The organism is Dyella sp., from assembly GCF_035486915.1.
GTDB lineage: Bacteria > Pseudomonadota > Gammaproteobacteria > Xanthomonadales > Rhodanobacteraceae > Dyella_B.
On the sequence record NZ_DATHMR010000160.1, the window covers coordinates 21,562 to 40,131 of the forward strand.

Consider the following 18,570-nt stretch of genomic DNA (forward strand, 5'->3'; position numbering starts at 1 on the left):
GACCCCTCAACATTAAGATTTGTTCACCAAGGGCTGCTGGGCCGCCGCCGATTCCTGTGGGCCGCGCCCCACCACGTGGGCCAGCGTGTTGACGTTATCGACCAGCCGATCGCTGATGCGGCCAAGCTGCTCGGCCCGGGCTTTGTCCTCGGCCATGGCCAGCAGGGTATACAGGCTGCGTTGCAGCTGGCGCAGATCCGGGGTGGACGGGGGTACCTTGTTATCTCGCAGTGCAACAGCCAGCGTATGCAGGTTGGACGCAGCATGTTCGATGAAATTGGTGACTTCGGCCTGTTCGGGCAGATTGTCGCAATCGTGCAGCAAGGCCTCCAGCGTCATCGCGGTACGCGCCAGTCGATTGCTGTTGAGGAAGAGATTGTTGGCCAACTCCAGCAAGACGACCGGGGTGGCCGGCTCGCCGCGCATGCGTTCAAGGGAGGCCTGTGCATTGGTGCGCGCTGTGCGTACAGCCGTGCGCGCTTCACGATGCGCCTCGCGGCGATCCGGTCGTGCGAGGGCACGTAGGTAATCGGCGTAGGCGGAAAGCAGTTCCGACAGCGCCGCGCGTGCACGGCCGCGTTCCCATGTCGGCCACGCCACATAGGCGAGCAAGGCCATGCCGCTGCCGAGTGCCGTATTGATGACGCGATCCATCACGGCATCGCCGGAGTTCACCCCTTCGAACGACAACAGAATCACCACCGTGCCGGTCAGTGCGGCCACGGCGATGCCGTAATGCGCCGTAGCGAGGTAGCGGAACGCCATGCAAAGTGCAGCCATCAATGCGAGGTGCGTCCAGAAGTCGTGCCGCGTGAAGTGCAGCAATGCGGTCGTCAGCAGCAGACCGAGAATGGTGCCGACCACGCGCAGCAAACCGAAATTGAACGTGGCCGCAAAGTCGGGTCGCAACACGATGGCCGCCGTCATCGGCAGCCAATAACCGTGCGGCAGATTCCAGATACGCGACACGAGCAGCGCAATGGTGAGGCACACCGCGCAACGCATCGCATGGCGAAACGCCACGGAGTGCGTCGTCAGATTCGCGCGCAAGGTGGCAAGCGCCGAGCTGCCGCGCAATACCCTGGGTAAACGCGTTTCTGCCGTTTCCGCACGCTCTTCGCCAGTCGTACCCGCCCAGTTGGCGTTACGCACCGCGGCAGCCAGCTGACCGGACAGCGCGTGGATGTGTGCAGCAACGCTGTCGTGACGCGTTTTGCCATCGAGCAACGCGCGTTCGCTTGCCTGAAGTGTTTGCAAAGCGCGCGAAGCTTGCTCGGGCGAATCGCCGCTTTCCAGCGCGTCGGCAATGGCATCGAGCACGCGCGCCGCATCGCCGCGGAACATTGCGTGGATGCCCTCGGCGCCGCGCATGTCCGTCATGGCGATCAGTTCGAGGCGAACACGTTCCGCAAGCTCCAGCAACACGGCAAATGCTTCCATCGCACGGCCACGCGCGTGATGACGACCCAGCAACGTTTGCTGCAACGTCGTCATCGCATCGGTGAGAGCAGGAGCATCGGCATCGTTATGCACTTCCTGCTTCGCGAACGAAGCGAGGCCGCGATACACCGTGGCAAGTGCGTGCCGTTCCGGGCCGTAGCGCTGCAATGGCCAGGCGGCGATGGAAAACAGGGCGAGCAGCAGGCCGCCCGAGAAGATCAATCCGGCCCCGATCAGTGCGTTATTGACCGTCGTCGGCGTCGCGGCCGTGATGACAAGCAGGATCATGCTGGTCATGCCCACGCGCGCGATGTCGGTGCCGAACACCACCAGCAAACCACCGAAGAATCCGCAGGCGGCCATCGCGATCAGGATCAACGGCAAATTGCCGCCGATCAAAAAGCCACAAAGCGACGCCGCACCGGCGGCGAGCGACGCCAGAAAAAGCTGCGTCAAACGCTGGCGATATGGGCCGGGCTGATCGGAAAACATGGTGTCCAGCGCACCGGCGCCAATGGCTAGCCCCGCTTCCTCGTGACCGGTCATATAGCCGACCGCCAAGGGCAGCACGACCGCCGCGGTATTGCGTACGACCACCCACAGCGGGACGTCCGGCCGCTTGGCCGTCGTCAGGCTTTGCAGCACGCTGGTGCGTAGCGAATAGGCTTGCGTGGACATGGCGGGGGACGATGTCGGCGATGCACTGATTCTGCATCACGGACATAGTGGTTGTCGTTACCTGCACGAACGGAAACGGCGTCGCCGGATGGCGACGCCGTTCGTACGAAACGTGGAACGCGGTTTCCTCAGGAAGCGCGGCCGGCGAACTCGCCCGTCAAGGTGTTCACCCACACCTTTTCGTCATTGGTGATGTATTCGGGCACCTGGATTTCGATGCCGGTATCGAGTTTGGCAGGCTTGGTGCGCTTGGTGGCGCTGGCGCCTTTGAGTTCCGGTGCGGTATCGACCACGGTAAGCGTCACGCTGGTCGGCACTTGCAGACCCACCGGCGCATCGTCGATCAGCTGCACGTAATAGCCTTCCACACTTTCCACGATATAACCGGCGTTGTCGCCGACCAGTGCGGCGTCCAGCATGTATTGGGTGTAGTCCTCCGCGTCCATGAACACGAACGCCTCGCCGTCCATGTACGAGAAGTTGGCAGGACGGCGCACGAGATCCATTTCTTTCAGATCGTCGTCCGCGCGCAGGCTCAGATCGAACTTGCGGCCGCCGGGAATCGAATACAGCGTGAAGCGGAAGGTGACGTTGCCGCCCCGCGCAGTGGGCGAACTGCGTTCGATATCGCGCACCTGGTAAACGGTGCCTTCGTGTTCGACTACGTTGCCTTTCTTGACGTCGGAAGCTTTCATGGATTTGAGTCAGATGGATGGTTTTTGGTTCGTCATTGACCAGCTTCGCTGTTTTGAAGCGCCTCGGCGTAGGCCGGAATCCAGTTATGAAGCGGGTAAAAGAGCGAATGGTTAGTGCGCTTCGCGCTAGTACTTCACTGGATTCCGGCCTGCGCCGGAATGACGGTGAGGGTGAGTAGAGTTTATTTCGGCTGCAAACGCACCGCGCCATCGAGGCGAATCGTTTCACCATTGATGTAGCGGTTGCCAAGGATGAAAGCGACAGTCGACGCAAACTCATCCGGCTTGCCCAGGCGCGAAGGGAAGGGAATCGATGCCGACAACGATTCCTGCACCTGTGGTGGCATGCCATCGACCATCGGCGTCCAGAAGATGCCCGGCGCAATGGTGGCAACGCGAATGCCGAAGCGCGACAGCTCACGCGCCATCGGCAACGTCATACCAACCACGCCACCCTTGGATGCCGAATAAGCGGCCTGACCAATCTGGCCTTCGTACGCGGCAACGCTAGCAGTGTTGATGATCACGCCGCGCTCGCCGTCTTCACCCGCTTCGTTGTTCTGCATCAGCGAGGCACCCGCCTTGGCAACGTTGAAGCTGCCGACGAGATTCACCATCACCGTCGAGGCAAACGTGCCCAGCGGCATCGGGCCTTCCTTGCCCAGCACGCGACCGGCACCGAGGATGCCTGCGCAGTTCATGATCACATTCAGGCCACCCATCGCATCGCGCGCAGCGGCCACGTTGGCGGTGACACCGTCTTCCGAGGTGACATCGGTGCGGAAGAAGCGAGCCTTGCCGCCCAATGCCTTGGCGGCTTCCTGGCCCTTTTCTTCATTGACATCGAACAGGGCGACCTGACCGCCGTTTGCGACCAAATGCTGTGCGACCGCATGGCCGAGACCGGAGGCGCCGCCAGTGATGATTGCCTTGACCTGATTGAGCTGCATGGGATGTCCGGGGAGCTAAAAAACGCAATGGTAACGCACCGGCCCGGCGGCCCGCGCCAGCCGCCGTCAAGATCCTGAACGGCCAACGATTTCGCTACGGAACATTCACGTTGCATTCGGGAGGCTGACGCAATCTTGCTAGGCGTATCGCGGTCATGACTTCGCGACGGCGCCAAGTTGGATCAACGGATGGCGGCGCCGGTCACAAGGAGAAAGTGCCATGCGATTCCCGTGCAGTTGAATTAACGAGGAGTACGACATGAAGAAGCAGTTAGGGAGGCAGATCGGCATGCTCGCCGCTTGCGGTGTGATGCTGGTGGCGTCGCAGATGGCTTTCGCCCAATACCGGCCGGGTCCGCCCGGTCCGCCGCCTCCTCAGCGCGGCTGGAACCATCAAGGGTGGTATCACCGAGGTGGCTATGTTCCGAGAGAGTATCGCGGTAGCCGCTACGTGGTGAGCGACTGGCGTCGTTATCGCCTGCCGCCGCCGCGTCCGGGTTATCACTACATCCACAGCGATAACGGCGACTTCTTGCTGGCGGCGATCGCCACCGGTGCCATCATCAGCATCGTCGCAAACAGTCGCTGAGCAAGCTGTTTGCATTCGTCAAATGGGCCGTTGCGTGAGCAATGGCCCATTTGCTTTTTAGCGCGGCGACGCTTGCAGGATGCCGTGTAGTTCACGCGAATCGGCGAGCGACGAGAACGCGCGAACCGGCACAGGCGGGTTCATCGGCGTTTGCAGTTCTTTCTGCCACACGCCGACATCCCACCATTGCCCGAGCTTGTAGCCGGATTGGCGCCACACCCCGGCTGGTGTGAAACCCATCGCCTCGTGCAGCGACACACTGACGTCGCCCGGCAGGGTGATAACACCTACCGCCTGGTTGATGCCCTGAAAGCGCATCACATCCAGCAACACGTCGTAAAGATGACGAGCAATGCCGCGACGTCGTGCGTTGGCGTGCACGTAGATGGATGTTTCGGCGATCCAGTCGTAGGCAGCACGTTCGCGAAATCGCGTGGCGTATGCGTAGGCAAGCACCTCGCCGCTTTCTTCCCACACCAGCCACGGATACTGCTGCAGCCGGTTGACGATGCGCAGGCGCATAGCCTCAACGCCGGGAAGTTCGGTCTCGAAGGTGACGGCGGTCTCGGTAATGGCGGGCGCGTAAATCGCGTGGACGGCGTCGGCGTCATCGGCGCGGGCGATGCGGATCATGTCATGTACTTCCAGTTGCGATGTTTGCCTTCGGCCAGCCATTCCACCGTGGTGGCAACACGCTTCTGGCGTGTTGCGTCGGTTTTGGCCTCATTGATCCAGTCCACGTATTCGCGTCGACAGCTGGGACTGAACGCTTCATAGTGCTTGCGTGCCGCCGTGTTCTTTTTGAGCTCGGCTGCAAGATCATCGGGAAGTTTTGGCGCCGGTTTGGGCGCGGTCTTCACGCGTTCTTTCTTGACGCCGGAATCCTTCAAGGCCATCGCCTTGCGGACATACCCGGTGAGCTCCTTCTTGCTTGGAAGGTCCTTCACCGATGTGATCTTGCCAAAGCCGCCGGCACCTTCTTTAGGCTCCTTGCCGACGACATCTTTGTGGTTCCAGAAGCCGAAGCTGCAGTAGTGCTTGAATGCGGCCATCGAACACATCATGCCGCCCTTGTAGCCGAAATGCGGGCAGCCCCACTTGATGTTTTCTTCTACATCGGGGCACGCCGCGTGTACGACGGCGCGAAGGTGCTCGAGGACGGGGTGCGCGAAATCGGCCGATCGTTCGATGTAAGCATCGACACGCGAATCGCGGCTGGACATGGCGTCGACCTCCGTCGTTTCCCAAGTGCGGATAATGCCAAAGCAAAGCATGCTAACGCACGCGTCAGCGAGCACGAAGGGCGTTCAAAGCTCGCGGATGTAGAAACGATCGCAGCTGAAATGCCCGGTGCCACCCATGGGCGCAGTAATGGATTGAAAACCGTATTTGCGGTACAGGCTTTGCGCGGCATCCATGCCGGTAAGGGTTTCCAGATAGCAGCGCTTGAAATGGAGCTCGCGTGCCGCGTCCAGGCAAAGTTGCATCATGCGTGCGCCGGCGCCGATGCCGCGCGCTTCGGGCAGAAAGTACATTTTGCGCAGCTCGCAAACGGCCGTGTCGCCGCCGTCCAAGGGCGCGACGCCGCCACCGCCAATCACTTTGCCACCGCGTTCCACCACGAAGTAAGCGCAACGCGTGCGCGAGTACGACGCATGCATGTCATCCACTTCGGCATCATGGATGGCAAAGCCCGGACCATCCGCCCCGAACTCGGGCATGACCGTGCGGATGATGGCGGCGACCGCAGCGTTGTCGCGCGGCTCGATGGGACGGATGCGGTAGTCAGTCATGGGCGAACTCGACGGGGAAGCCGCAGCGTAATCGGCCGCGCCGCGTTGGCAATGTGCCGGTGGTCAGGCTGCCGTGCGTGCGCGGGTCACGCGGCTGGCGGTGGGCTTGCCCAGTTGTGCTGCAAGCCATGCGCCAGTGGCGACCAGCAGATCGAGATTGATGCCGGTTTCAAGGCCAAGGCCTTCGAGCATATAGACCACGTCTTCGCTTGCGACGTTGCCGGTTGCGCCTTTTGCGTAGGGACAACCGCCCGTGCCGGAGACGGCACTATCGACTACGCGCACACCTTCTTCCAAGCAGGCGAGGATATTGGCGAGTGCCTGGCCATAGGTGTCGTGAAAATGCACGGCGAGCGCATGCATCGGCACTTCCTGCGCGACCGCCAGCAACATCGCGCGCGCTTTGGCGGGTGTGCCTACGCCGATGGTGTCGCCAAGTGAAACTTCGTAGCAGCCCATTTCATAGAGACGCTTCGCGACGCTTACGACGTCCGCGACCGGGACATTGCCTTGATACGGGCATCCCAGCACGGTGGAGACATACCCACGCACTTTCACGCCATCGGCCTTCGCGTGTTCCAGAATCGGTTGGAAGCGCGTCAGCGAATCGGCAATCGATGCATTGATGTTCGTGCGGTTGAAGGCTTCCGATGCTGCCGTAAAGACCGACACGTCCGTTGCGCCGACCGCGCGTGCGGCGCGATAACCTTGTTCGTTCGGCACCAGCACCGGATAACTCACGCCAGGCACCTTGCGAATGCTACGAAACACTTCTTCGGCATCGGCGAGTTGCGGCACCCAGCGCGGACTCACGAAGCTGGTCGCTTCGATCGTTTTCAATCCGGTGCCCGACAAACGATCGACCAGCGCGATCTTTACTTCCGGTGGAAGCAACGTCTTCTCGTTCTGCAACCCATCGCGGGCGCCGACTTCGACAATACGGACGAAGGAGTTGTTTCGAGTATCCATGAGCATCCGTCTACGACTGTGGCGCCTGGCAGGTGTGCTGCATAGGTACTAGGTTAATAGTGAGGCGCGCATCGGTAAGTGCCACGCACACAGCTTCGCGTTGCGCGAAAGCGGCTGCGTTATGCACTTCTCGACAAAACTGCGCTTGCATGGAGGCCGTGTCTCAGATTGAAAGGCGGGTAAGGAAGTCTTGTATGTCTCGGGTAATTAATTCGTAAAACGCACCAGCACGGCGTCCGCTTCCACAAATTCGCCTTGCGTAGCACTCACGCTCTCAATGGTGCCCGCGCGCGGCGCCTTCAAGGCGAGCTCCATTTTCATGGCTTCCATAACCAGCACTTCCTGGCCTGCTTCGACCTTATCGCCCGCCTTGGCCTTTACTAAAACGATGCGGCCGGGCATCGGCGCAATGATCTGGTTGCCGCCTGTGCCTTCCTTGGACTCCCACGCAAAGGCGGCAGCGCGCACGAAGGCGTAGCGCTGGCCTTCCGCATCGTGCAGCGACACGCGTTGCGCGTCGGCGTAAACAGGCAGGCGGACGCCTTCACCGTTGAATCTTGCGCTCAGCGCGCCGTTGTTCAGACGTGCGCCGTGCACGTCGCAGCGGGCGTCGCCTTGTTGCAGCTGGTAGTGGCCGTCGTGACCGTGCGCTTCGATTTCGTAACGCTGATCGCGTAACGAAAGCGCAACAATGCGCTTGCCTGCATGACCGATACGCCACGCGTCGGCGCTTGCCCAAGGCGAATGCGGATCGCTGCCGTGCGCCGCCGCGCGCGCGACGGCCGCTTCGTCATGGAGTAGAACGGCGGCGGTGGCTGCGAACAGCGCCTGGTCCGACGGAGGTGTGTCGCCCGTCAGGAATTCATCCAGATGACGATCGAGGTAGCCCGTATCGATGCGTCCTTCGATCACGACGGGATGACGCACCAGCCGCTCGAGAAACGCGATGTTGGATTTCGGTCCGACGATGTCGCATTGGGCCAACGCTTCGCGCATGCGCTGCAGGGCTTGCGTGCGATCGGTGTCGTACACGATCAGCTTGGCGATCATCGGATCATAAAAAATTGTTACGGTGTCGCCTTCGACTACGCCGCCGTCCAGACGTACGTGGCGCGACGATGCCGGTAACGTCAGTGTACGTAGCTTGCCGGAGCCGGGCAGGAAGTTCTGATCGGGATCTTCCGCATAAAGGCGCACTTCGATCGCATGACCTTGCGCGTGAATCTGATCCTGTCGCAGCGGTAGCGCTTCACCGGCGGCGACACGCAACTGCCACTCGACCAGATCGAGCCCGAGCGTTTCTTCCGTCACCGGATGCTCGACCTGCAGACGGGTGTTCATTTCCATGAAGAAGAACGTGCCGTCCTGGCCGACGATGAATTCCACCGTGCCGGCACCCACGTAATTTACCGCTTTCGCCGCGGCGACGGCTGCCTCGCCCATGGCCTTGCGGCGTGTGGCGTCGAGAAAAGGGGAGGGCGTTTCTTCCAGCACTTTTTGATAACGGCGCTGCGCGGAGCATTCGCGTTCGTTCAGATGAATGATGTTGCCCTGCGTATCGCCGAATACCTGAAATTCGATGTGGCGCGGATGCTCCACGTAGCGCTCGAGAATGACGCGCGTATCGCCGAACGAACTGGCCGCTTCGCGTTGCGCGGACGCGAGCGCGTCGGCGAATTCCTTCTCCGCGCGCACGATGCGCATGCCTTTGCCGCCGCCGCCCGCGGCCGCCTTGATCATCAACGGGAAGCCGGTCTTGCGGGCCTGTTCGGCGAGAAAGTCGGTGTCTTGATTGTCGCCGTGATAACCGGGCACCAGCGGCACCTGATGTTTTTCCATCAGCGCTTTGGCGGCGGCTTTGGAACCCATCGCGTCGATGCTTTCCGGGCGCGGACCGATAAAGGCGATGCCCGCATCGATGCATGCACGCGCAAAACCCGTGTTTTCGGAAAGGAAACCGTAGCCCGGATGAATCGCCTGTGCGCCGGATTTCTTTGCGACATCCAGAATGGCATCGCCACGCAGATACGAATCGGCCGGACGCGGGCCTCCGATAGGCCATGCCTCATCGGCCAGTCGTACGTGCTGCGCGTCCTTGTCCGCCTCCGAGTACACCGCAATGGTGTGAATGCCGAGGCGGCGGCAGGTGCGGATCACGCGGCAGGCGATCTCGCCGCGGTTGGCAATCAGGACGCGCTCGAACATGCTCAATCCTTACGGGCGTGCGGGGGCTGCAAAGCCGGTAAAACTAGCAGAAGTGCGGGATTTAGCCGATGCGCGGCGCAGCATGGTAACGCGCTTGGGGCTATTTGCCGTCCCAGTCATCCAGTGAATGTTCCGTCCTGACGATCACGCGTACGCCTCCCTCGTCAGCTGTTGGCCGACCAGCTCGGCGCGCGTTTGTCGAGGAATGCACCGAGTCCCTCCTGACCTTCCTGCGAAACGCGAAGGCGCGCGATAAGCGCAGCATTTTCGCGGTCGACTCGCTCGGCTTCGCTTTCGGTAAATCCATGCATGCCGAATGCAAGCTTCTTGGCTTCGTGCTGCGCGGCTGGCCCGGCTTTGCCCAGTTGCTTGAGCAGTTCATAGACCGAGTCATCCAAATGCTCGGCATCGACGGCCCGATGCAGCAGGCCGATCTGCGTCGCCATCGTGGTGTCGAAAATTTCCCCGGTAAGGAACAGACGGCGGGCCTGACGCAGACCGATGGCGGCGATTACATAAGGCGAGATCACCGCGGGCACCAGACCGAGTTTGACTTCGGTGAGCCCGAATTTGGCGGTCGTCACGCCGATGGCGATATCGCAGCAGGCGATTAAGCCGACACCGCCACCGTAAGCGGGACCGTTGACGCGTGCGATGGTTGGCTTAGGCAGGAATTGCAGCGTGCGCATCAAGGCCGCAAGGCGCAGGGAATCCTCCCGGTTTTGCTCTTCGCTGGCTTTGGCCATGTCGCGCATCCAGTTCAGATCGGCGCCGGCGGAAAAACTTGCGCCCACGCCGGTCAGAACCACTACGCGTACCGATGGATCGCGGCCGGCGTCCTGCAAGGCAGCGGTCAGCTCGGCAATCAACCGGTCGTCAAAAGCGTTGTGCACCTTCGGGCGGTTGAGGCGAAGTTCGCGGATGCCGGCATGGTCGGCAATCTGTACGGCGTGGCTCATGGGGAAAAGTCCGTCCTGGGGAGCAAACCCGGCCATCTTAACCATTGACCGTTAAGGAGGATGACGCTTCGGCTGCACTAGATGCGAAAAGAGGTTACAATGCGAACCATTCTTATTTAGAAGTATCACAACCGTGCGCCTGTCTGACCTGCCGAAAGGTGCTTCTGCAGTGGTTGAACGAGTCGAAGATGCCCATCCCAACGATCCCATTGCGCAGCGTTTGCGCGATCTGGGCTTTGTCGCGGGTGAAAACGTGCGCTTGGTGGCACGCGGGCCGATCGGCAAGGACCCGCTTCTGATTCAGATCGGTTCCACCCGTTTTGCCCTGCGCCGAAGCGAGGCCGAGCGTGTCAGCGTCACGGTGCAGGAGAAGGTCGCATGAGTGCCGGTACGCTGCGCATTGCTCTGGTCGGCAACCCCAATTGCGGCAAGACCGCACTGTTCAATCAGCTCACGGGCGCACGCCAGAAAGTCGCCAATTACGCAGGCGTGACGGTGGAGCGCAAGGAAGGGCGGTTTACCGCACCCTCCGGACGCGTGCTGCAGATTCTGGATTTGCCGGGCACATACAGTTTCGACGCCGTGAGTCCCGATGAGCAGATCACGCGCAATGTGCTCGAAGGCAATTATCCGGGTGAAGAAGCACCGGAGTTGATCGTTTGCGTCGCGGACGCGACCAATCTTCGCCTGCATCTGCGCTTTGTGCTGGAGGTGAAACGCCTCGGTCGTCCGGTGGTGCTTGCGTTGAACATGATGGATACAGCGCGTCGCCGCGGTATCCATATCGATGTCGAACAGTTGCAGCAACGTCTCGGCTTGCCGGTGGTGGAAACCATTGCGGTCAAGCGCGGTGGCGCACGTGCGTTGATCGAACGCGTGGACAGCGAAGTGCCGGTCGCCGCGCCCGCGCAACCGGATGACGCGGAGAGTCGTGCCAGCCTGCATGCGCAGGTGCGCGAGATACTCAGCGCTACCGTGCACATGCCCCGCCAGACGGCAGCGCTCGATGATGCACTCGATCGCTGGGCGCTGCATCCCGTATTCGGTCTGGCGATTCTCGCCGTCGTGATGTTCATGGTGTTTCAAGCCGTTTATTCACTCGGCAAACCCATGAGCGATGAGATCGGTACAGGTTTTGACTGGCTTGGTGCGCACCTGGCGATCTGGTTGCCAGCGGGTCCCGTGCAAGGTTTGTTGAAGGACGGTATCTGCACGGGTCTGGGCACCGTGCTCGGTTTTCTGCCCGAAATCCTCGTGCTGTTCTTCTTTATCCTCACGCTCGAAGAAACCGGCTATCTGCCGCGCGCGGCCTTCCTGCTCGATCGCATGATGCTGTCGGTGGGGCTCACCGGTCGTTCCTTCATTCCGCTGCTGTCGAGCTTCGCGTGTGCGATTCCCGGCATCATGGGTACGCGCAGCATCCAGGATCCGCGCGATCGTCTCACCACCATTCTTGTTGCGCCATTGATGACGTGCTCGGCACGTTTACCAGTGTATGCATTGCTGATCGGTGCGTTCATCCCGATGCATCGCGTGATGGGCATCTTCAACCTGCAGGGCCTGGTGCTGTTTGCGTTGTACGTCGCCGGCATTCTGGGTGCGATGCTGGTGGGCTGGGTGATCAAGCGCATGCGCAAAGATCAAAGCGAGCACGCGTTGCTGATGGAGCTGCCGTCGTATCGTTTGCCGCAGCCGCGCGACGTCGTGATTGGTTTGTGGGAGCGCAGCGCGATCTTTCTCAAACGCCTGACGGGGGTAATTCTCTCGCTGACCGTGATCATGTGGGCGATTTCCACCTTTCCCTCACCGCCCGCCGGCGCGACGGGCCCGGCCATCGATTACAGCATTGCCGGTTATCTCGGCCACGGGTTGCAATATATTTTTGCGCCGCTTGGCTTCAACTGGCAGATCAGTCTGTCGCTCATTCCAGCGTTCGCCGCACGCGAAACGGCGGTAGCGGCGCTGGCGACCGTGTATGCAGTTGGCGGCCATGCGGAAGCGGGCGGTCTGGTGCACGCACTTACCGCCAATATTTCCCTGGCGAGCGCATTGTCGTTGCTGGTGTGGTTTGCTTTTGCACCGCAGTGCATGTCGACGCTGGCGGTGATTCGCCGCGAAACCAATTCGTGGCGTAATGTGGCCATCTCCTTTAGCTACATGTTCGTGGTGGCGTATGCAGCGTCGCTGATTACCTATCAGGTGGCGAGGTTCTTCCTGTGAGCACGAGTCTGCTGATTCAATACGTGGTGATCGGCCTGGTCGTGCTGGCCAGCGCGCTTTACGCGTTCCGTAAACTCGCGCCCTTGTTGACCAATCGCTGGCTTGCCGCCGCGTCGATTCACTTCAGTCAACCCAGTCACGCCGCGTGGTTGCGTGCATTGGGCGGTCGCCTACAACCCAAGCAGGCGACGGGCAGCTGCAGCGACGGATGCAGCACCTGCGGCGCATGCGGTCCCAAGCCGCCGGCTTCTGCAAAAACCGACAGCATTCCGCTCGAATTTCGTCCGTATAAGCGCTGAGCGCAAAAGAAAAGCGCATGGGCGTTGCACCCATGCGCTTCGTCTCCAACATTCGCTTTAACTACGCATTACCACGGCGTGCCGCCGGCATAGTCGCTGCTCATCGTGCTTTCAAGCTGCGACAGAATGCTTGAGTTGGTGGTGGTCATGCCCAGTTCGCGATTCTCCGTGAGCGACGCGCTGGAGAAGTTCTCCGAACCCACGAACGCTGCCGCATTGGACGTACCGTAATCGGCCACGATCGCCTTGGCATGGATGTACAGCGCCGTGTCGTTGTCCGGATAGGTGCTGATGTTCACACCCGCCTTCTGCAGTGCATTGAACTCGGTTTTGTACTCGTTATCGTCGTTGGTCATGACGACTGTCACGCTGACGCCGGCCTTGGCTGCATTTTCCAGCGCGTCGACGATGGCGGTATCGCTCATCTCTTCGTTTTCCACCAGCAGACTGGTCTTCGCGTCGTTGATGATGGCGAGCAACGAGGTCTGCGAATTGGTCGGACTCCACACCAAGTCCACACCGTTGGTCGGTGTGACGGAATCGTGCGCGTAGTCCTTGCTGAACGTTGCTTCGATTGCGGCGATGTCGGTCGCATTGTTCTGGATGATCGCGAAATCGCGTGTGGTGCTGTAGTAGCGGCTGGTGAGATTGGCAGTCATGACCGCTACCTGCGCATTGGCGGTGGCGCCGTCGATCACGATCGACTTCTCGTGCGTCGCTTCATACTTGGTGTATGCCCACACCACACCCACGCCGCAATCCTTGAGCTGGTCGTAGGCAGCGGTGTTGTTGCTCTTCTCATCGTTCACGTCGAGGATCACGCGAACCTTCACGCCGCTGGATTCGGCCGAGCACAATAGGCCCTGCGCCGTGGTGTCCTGCAGCTCGTACATGGTCATGTCGATGGTCGACTTGGCCGCCGAGATCAGGTTGTAGATGGGCTGAAAACCTTGATCCGGAAAAATCACCAGCGTTTGCGTGGTGGTTTGCGCAGCGGCGGGCATGGTTGCGCCGAACGCGCATGCGCACACCAACGCAGCAGAAAGCATCGTCTTTGCAAAAGAACGTTCACTCTTCATGTTCAATCCTTATGTAGTCGGAAGGTATTAACGCGTCTCCCTGCGTCATCGACTGCCGCTCTCCCTGGGCGGCCTCGGCTTGACCGGTCCCCCCGGTCATCCCCTTGGTGCAGCACGTGTGCACGTCAGCCGAAGCGGCGATAACACCGGCTGTGCATGACACGAATCTTTCTGCGGGATGGCAACGCGAATTGCGTTTAAGTGGCGTGCGCCTTCGTCACGTTGAGGTGAACGTGTATGCATCGTTGATGCACAGGAGAAAGAGTCAGCGCTTGCACGTTGCTGACGCAAGCGAAGCAAACCATCGCGATCGAGATGGCTTGCGTTTCGTTTTATATGGCGTCGAATGCAAGCATGTGTTTGCTTGCATGGAATTGGAATGTGATCGCCGTCGTTTTAGAGCTTTCGTTGTGCCGATCAAAGAAACCAGAAGTCGACGTGAAGTCGATCGCTACATTCGGAACACGCCGTAGCGTTGCTGCTCTATCGGCGCGTTGAGCGAAGCTGAGATGGCAAGTCCCAAAACGCGCCGCGTGTCGGCCGGATCGATGATGCCGTCGTCCCAAAGGCGTGCGCTGGCGTAATAGGGGTGTCCCTGTCGCTCGTATTGCTCGCGGATCGGCGTCTTGAATGCATCTTCTTCTTCGGCGCTCCAGGTTTTCCCGGAGGCTTCGATGCCGTCGCGTTTGACGGTCGCGAGCACACTGGCGGCTTGTTCGCCGCCCATCACGCTGATGCGTGCGTTGGGCCACATCCAGAGAAAGCGTGCGCCGTAAGCGCGGCCGCACATGGCGTAGTTGCCGGCACCGAAACTGCCACCGATCACCACCGTGAATTTCGGTACATGCGAACACGCGACAGCTGTGACCATTTTCGCACCGTCTTTGGCGATGCCGGCGTTTTCATACTTTTTGCCGACCATGAAGCCGGTGATGTTCTGCAAAAACACCAGCGGCACATTGCGCTGATTGCACAACTCGATGAAGTGCGCACCCTTGAGCGCGGACTCGGAAAACAGAATGCCGTTGTTGGCGATGATGCCGACGGGATAACCGTGGATATGCGCGAAACCGCACACCAGCGTCTTGCCGTAGCGTGCCTTGAATTCGTGGAACTCGGAGCCGTCGACGATGCGCGCGATCACTTCGCGGATGTCGAAGGGGCGGCGCGTGTCTTGCGGAATCACGCCGTAAAGCTCTTCCGCCGCATAACGCGGTTCGATCGGCGCGCGCAAAGCAAGCGGCATGGGTTTGTTGCGATTGAGGCTGGCAACAATGTCGCGAGCGATAGACAGCGCATGTGCGTCGTTCTCGGCAAAGTGATCGGCCACGCCGGATACCGAGGTATGCACATCGGCACCGCCGAGCGCTTCGGCGTCCACCACCTCACCCGTTGCCGCTTTGACCAGCGGCGGACCACCCAAGAAGATCGTCCCCTGTCCGCGCACGATGATGGTTTCATCGCTCATCGCCGGCACGTAGGCGCCACCGGCTGTGCAGGAACCCATCACCACGGCAATCTGCGGAATACCAAGGCCCGACATGCGCGCCTGGTTGTAGAAAATGCGTCCGAAGTGCTCCTTGTCCGGAAAGACTTCGTCCTGCATGGGCAGGAATGCGCCGCCGGAGTCGACCAGATAGATGCAGGGCAGGCGATTTTCCAGCGCCACTTCCTGCGCACGCAGATGCTTCTTGACGGTGATTGGGAAGTACGTGCCGCCTTTGACGGTGGCGTCATTGGCGACCACGACCACCTCGATACCTTGCACGCGGCCGATGCCGGTGATGATGCCGGCAGCTGGCGCTGCGTCGTCGTACATGCCGTGTGCTGCCAGCGGCGATAGCTCGAGGAAGGGCGAGCCCGGGTCGAGCAAGGCACGGATGCGTTCGCGCGGTAACAGCTTGCCGCGGGCGGTATGTTTTTCACGTGCTTTGGCCCCGCCGCCTTCGGCGGCGCGCGTCATCTCACGATGCAGATCGTCAACAACGGAGCGGAGCTGCGTACTGCTGGCCTGAAACTCGGCCGAGCGGGGGTCGATCTGCGAGGTGATAACGCTCATGGATGGGTGCTGCACGCTTCTGGACAAGGCGTCGATGATAACGGTGAGTGCACACCCTCTGCATAACTGCTCGCATCGGATGGCGATCTTGCACAAAAGGGTCGGGCATAAAAAAAACCGGCCGCCAGAGGCGGCCGGTTTCGTGGAACCCTGCAGCGAAGGATTAGTTACCCTTCGAGGACGAAGCCGGAGCTGCGCTCTTCATTGCATTGGCTGCAGCCGGGGCAGCGGTCGAAGCCGGAGCCGGAGCAGCAGCAGGAGCAGCAGCGGTCGAAGCCGGAGCAGCAGCAGCCGGAGTGGCAGCGGTTGCAGCGGCAGCAGCCTTCTGAGCCTGATCAGCAGCCTGCGAAGCAGCTTGCTGAGCCTGGTCTGCCGACTTCTGTGCGTCCTGCGCGGCATCCTGCGCGCCATTGCTGCAAGCCGCCAGCAGCGCGACGAGCGCGGAGGCGAGAAGGGTACGCGTGAACTTCATGTTGGAATCTCCTTAGCCGTGGAATGCCGATTGGCCGCATATTAATAGCGCTTTCACATGAACGGCGCTACCAGTTTCATCAATCAACTTTCATTCCGCATTAACACCGGCCGGTATTTCGATACCGGCCGACAGGGTAATCGGAACTTAGTCCAGGCATTCGATGGCAATGGCGGTTGCTTCGCCGCCGCCGATGCACAGGGATGCCACGCCGCGACGCAAACCACGTGTTTTCAAGGCGTTGAGCAAGGTCACGACCAAGCGGGAACCGCTGGCGCCAATGGGGTGGCCGAGCGCGCAAGCACCACCGTTGACGTTGAGCTTGTCGTGCGGAATGCCCAGTTCGCGCATGGGCGCCATGGCTACAACGGCGAAGGCTTCGTTGACCTCGAACAGATCGACATCGCCCACTTTCCAGCCAGCTTTTTCCAGCACCTTGCTGATGGCCGAGACCGGCGCGGTCGTAAACCACTCCGGTTCCTGCGAGTGCGTGGCATGCGCGACGATCTTTGCAAGCGGCTTTACGCCACGTGCCTTGGCGTCGTCGGACGACAGGAGGACAACCGCTGCCGCACCGTCGGAAATGCTCGACGAACTGGCTGCAGTAATCGTTCCGTTCTCTTTGCGGAATGCCGCTTTGAGCGTGGGAATCTTGGAGATGTCGGAGCGACCTGGCTGTTCGTCGGTATCGACCTGCACATCGCCTTTGCGGCCGGAGACCGTGACCGGCACGATTTCGCCCGCGAAAGCACCGGAAGCTTGTGCCGCCTGAGCGCGCCTCACCGATTCGCTGGCGAACGCATCCTGCTCTTCACGGGTGAAGTGATATTTGTCGGCGCAAAGTTCGCCGAACACACCCATCGCTTTGCCGTCGTAGGGATTGGTCAAGCCGTCCCACGCCATGTGATCGACTAGCTGGCCATCGCCATAACGAATGCCGACGCGTGCATTGACCATGTGCGGAGCGTTGGTCATCGATTCCATGCCGCCGGCGACCACGACCGCAGCCGAACCGGCTTTGATCAGATCGTGGCCGAACATGATTGCCTTCATGCCTGAACCGCAGACCTTGTTGACCGTGGTGCAGCCGGTTGCCGCCGGCAAACCGGCATACAACGCCGCCTGCCTTGCGGGAGCCTGACCAAGGTTGGCTGGCAGTACGCAGCCCATGATCACTTCGTTCACATCGCCCGCGGCGAGACCGGCTTGTTCGAGCGCAGCGCGGATGGCCGTCGCACCGAGCTTGGGGCTGGGTACGCCCGTGAACTGACCGAGGAATGAGCCGATAGCGGTGCGTTTGGCACCGACGATTACAACGCTGACGTCCGACATGAGGGATCTCCGGGGGAGCTTTAGGCGCATGCGCCAAGTGAAACAACTTACGGATTATCGCAGCCAATGGCGCACGGCAGCAAACGTAAAAATTTGTGAGAAATCACGTGCTCCGGCGCGTTGCCGTTGTGACAAACTTGGCCCATACGCTATAGGCGGACGCTGCAATTCAGGGGGCGGTGCATCCGCATAGGTTGGGGCCCAATCTGATTAGCAAAAGGGGGAAGTCTTTATGGCAAACGGAATGCATGCCTGGTGTCGCCGTGACTTGGCAGTATTGATTCCTTTGGCGCTCGGCTTGAGTGCGTGCGGCGGGGGCGGGAGTAACAGCAATGTCCAATCGCCGTCGCCGTCGCCGTCGTCCAGCGGCGTTACGGTCACACCTGCACAGGCGACCGCGCAGATTGAAGAGACGAATGCCGCCGCAGCGCATAGCGCTGGCTATACCGGTGCTGGTGTCACCATTGGCATCGTCGACAGCGGCATCATGCCCAACAATCCGGCAATAGCCGGTCGTGTGCTGCAAGAATTCATCGACGTCGATCCGTCGACCAACAACACCAGCATTCCCGACGTGGTCGGTCACGGCACGTGGGTGTCGCAAATTGCGGCAGGCGTGCCTTACCAGAATTTTGCTGGCGGTATCGCACCCGGAGCAGACCTGGTTTCTGCGCGCATCATCGACGACAACGCGCCGGACGATAATGGTTCGACTGCTCCAACTCAGGTTACGGGCTCCGACGCCGTGCCGCTGGGGCAGGTCAATCAGCAATTGATCAGCGCTGGCGTGCAGATTATGAACAATTCATGGGGTGGTATCTCATGGAGCAG

18 protein-coding genes are annotated in these 18,570 nt (G+C 60.6%); 5 read left to right on the plus strand and 13 right to left on the minus strand.

Going from position 1 to position 18,570, the window contains the following annotated elements; all coding sequences use genetic code 11:
• Positions 1-12: 12 nt before the first annotated feature.
• From VK725_RS12810 to VK725_RS12820, 3 genes are all read right to left on the minus strand, one after another.
• Entirely contained in the window at positions 13-2,118 is a 2,106-nt protein-coding gene (locus VK725_RS12810; protein WP_325318443.1) for an FUSC family protein, read from the minus strand.
• Positions 2,119-2,246: 128 nt separating this feature from the next.
• The gene (gene yeiP / locus VK725_RS12815) at positions 2,247-2,813 is read right to left on the minus strand and encodes an elongation factor P-like protein YeiP (protein ID WP_325318444.1); all 567 of its coding nucleotides are present in this window, start codon (positions 2,811-2,813) and stop codon (positions 2,247-2,249) included.
• A gap of 182 nt (positions 2,814-2,995) precedes the next feature.
• Positions 2,996-3,763 carry an SDR family NAD(P)-dependent oxidoreductase gene (locus VK725_RS12820; protein WP_325318445.1) on the minus strand — a complete coding sequence of 256 codons (768 nt, stop codon included), beginning with the start codon at positions 3,761-3,763 and terminating at the stop codon, positions 2,996-2,998.
• 259 nt (positions 3,764-4,022) lie between these two features.
• On the opposite strand from VK725_RS12820, the gene VK725_RS12825 reads away from it, so the two are divergent.
• A complete protein-coding gene (locus VK725_RS12825; RefSeq protein WP_325318446.1) occupies positions 4,023-4,352 on the plus strand; it encodes an RcnB family protein in 330 nt (109 codons plus the stop codon).
• A 57-nt stretch (positions 4,353-4,409) separates the two neighbouring features.
• Here the strand turns inward: VK725_RS12825 and VK725_RS12830 are convergent, their stop codons facing one another.
• From VK725_RS12830 to VK725_RS12855, 6 genes are all read right to left on the minus strand, one after another.
• Positions 4,410-4,985, minus strand: a complete 576-nt coding sequence (locus VK725_RS12830; RefSeq protein WP_325318447.1) for a GNAT family N-acetyltransferase — start codon at positions 4,983-4,985, stop codon at positions 4,410-4,412.
• Positions 4,982-5,575 carry a YdeI/OmpD-associated family protein gene (locus tag VK725_RS12835; protein WP_325318448.1) on the minus strand — a complete coding sequence of 198 codons (594 nt, stop codon included), beginning with the start codon at positions 5,573-5,575 and terminating at the stop codon, positions 4,982-4,984. The genes VK725_RS12830 and VK725_RS12835 overlap by 4 nt, the downstream gene beginning before the upstream one ends.
• An 84-nt stretch (positions 5,576-5,659) precedes the next feature.
• A complete protein-coding gene (locus tag VK725_RS12840; protein ID WP_325318449.1) occupies positions 5,660-6,145 on the minus strand; it encodes a GNAT family N-acetyltransferase in 486 nt (161 codons plus the stop codon).
• A gap of 63 nt (positions 6,146-6,208) precedes the next feature.
• Positions 6,209-7,114, minus strand: coding sequence for a hydroxymethylglutaryl-CoA lyase (locus VK725_RS12845; RefSeq protein ID WP_325318450.1), 906 nt, complete (start codon positions 7,112-7,114; stop codon positions 6,209-6,211).
• A 207-nt stretch (positions 7,115-7,321) separates the two neighbouring features.
• Positions 7,322-9,319: an acetyl/propionyl/methylcrotonyl-CoA carboxylase subunit alpha gene (locus VK725_RS12850; RefSeq protein WP_325318451.1), complete on the minus strand. Its 1,998-nt coding sequence runs from the start codon at positions 9,317-9,319 to the stop codon at positions 7,322-7,324.
• A gap of 164 nt (positions 9,320-9,483) precedes the next feature.
• On the minus strand, positions 9,484-10,278 hold the full coding sequence (locus VK725_RS12855; protein ID WP_325318452.1) for an enoyl-CoA hydratase-related protein: 795 nt from the start codon (positions 10,276-10,278) through the stop codon (positions 9,484-9,486).
• Positions 10,279-10,411: 133 nt separating this feature from the next.
• On the opposite strand from VK725_RS12855, the gene VK725_RS12860 reads away from it, so the two are divergent.
• From VK725_RS12860 to VK725_RS12870, 3 genes are read left to right on the plus strand one after another with little or no spacing between them, the layout of a single operon-like run.
• Entirely contained in the window at positions 10,412-10,660 is a 249-nt protein-coding gene (locus tag VK725_RS12860; RefSeq protein ID WP_325318453.1) for a FeoA family protein, read from the plus strand.
• A complete protein-coding gene (gene feoB / locus VK725_RS12865) occupies positions 10,657-12,498 on the plus strand; it encodes a ferrous iron transporter B (RefSeq protein WP_325318454.1) in 1,842 nt (613 codons plus the stop codon). The genes VK725_RS12860 and feoB overlap by 4 nt, the downstream gene beginning before the upstream one ends.
• Positions 12,495-12,797, plus strand: a complete 303-nt coding sequence (locus VK725_RS12870) for a DUF6587 family protein (protein WP_325318455.1) — start codon at positions 12,495-12,497, stop codon at positions 12,795-12,797. The genes feoB and VK725_RS12870 overlap by 4 nt, the downstream gene beginning before the upstream one ends.
• Before the next feature lie 68 nt (positions 12,798-12,865).
• On the opposite strand, the gene VK725_RS12875 is transcribed toward VK725_RS12870, so the two are convergent.
• The 4 genes from VK725_RS12875 to VK725_RS12890 all read right to left on the minus strand — a co-directional run bounded on the left by VK725_RS12875 (position 12,866) and on the right by VK725_RS12890 (position 17,739).
• Positions 12,866-13,876: a phospholipase D-like domain-containing protein gene (locus tag VK725_RS12875; RefSeq protein WP_325318456.1), complete on the minus strand. Its 1,011-nt coding sequence runs from the start codon at positions 13,874-13,876 to the stop codon at positions 12,866-12,868.
• Between the two features lie 451 nt (positions 13,877-14,327).
• On the minus strand, positions 14,328-15,935 hold the full coding sequence (locus tag VK725_RS12880) for a carboxyl transferase domain-containing protein (protein ID WP_325318457.1): 1,608 nt from the start codon (positions 15,933-15,935) through the stop codon (positions 14,328-14,330).
• A 163-nt stretch (positions 15,936-16,098) separates the two neighbouring features.
• A complete protein-coding gene (locus VK725_RS12885; RefSeq protein ID WP_325318458.1) occupies positions 16,099-16,407 on the minus strand; it encodes a hypothetical protein in 309 nt (102 codons plus the stop codon).
• Between the two features lie 147 nt (positions 16,408-16,554).
• A complete protein-coding gene (locus tag VK725_RS12890; protein ID WP_325318459.1) occupies positions 16,555-17,739 on the minus strand; it encodes an acetyl-CoA C-acyltransferase in 1,185 nt (394 codons plus the stop codon).
• Positions 17,740-17,971: 232 nt separating this feature from the next.
• On the opposite strand from VK725_RS12890, the gene VK725_RS12895 reads away from it, so the two are divergent.
• The coding region (locus VK725_RS12895) for a S8 family serine peptidase (RefSeq protein ID WP_325318460.1) at positions 17,972-18,570 on the plus strand (599 nt) is incomplete at its 3' end.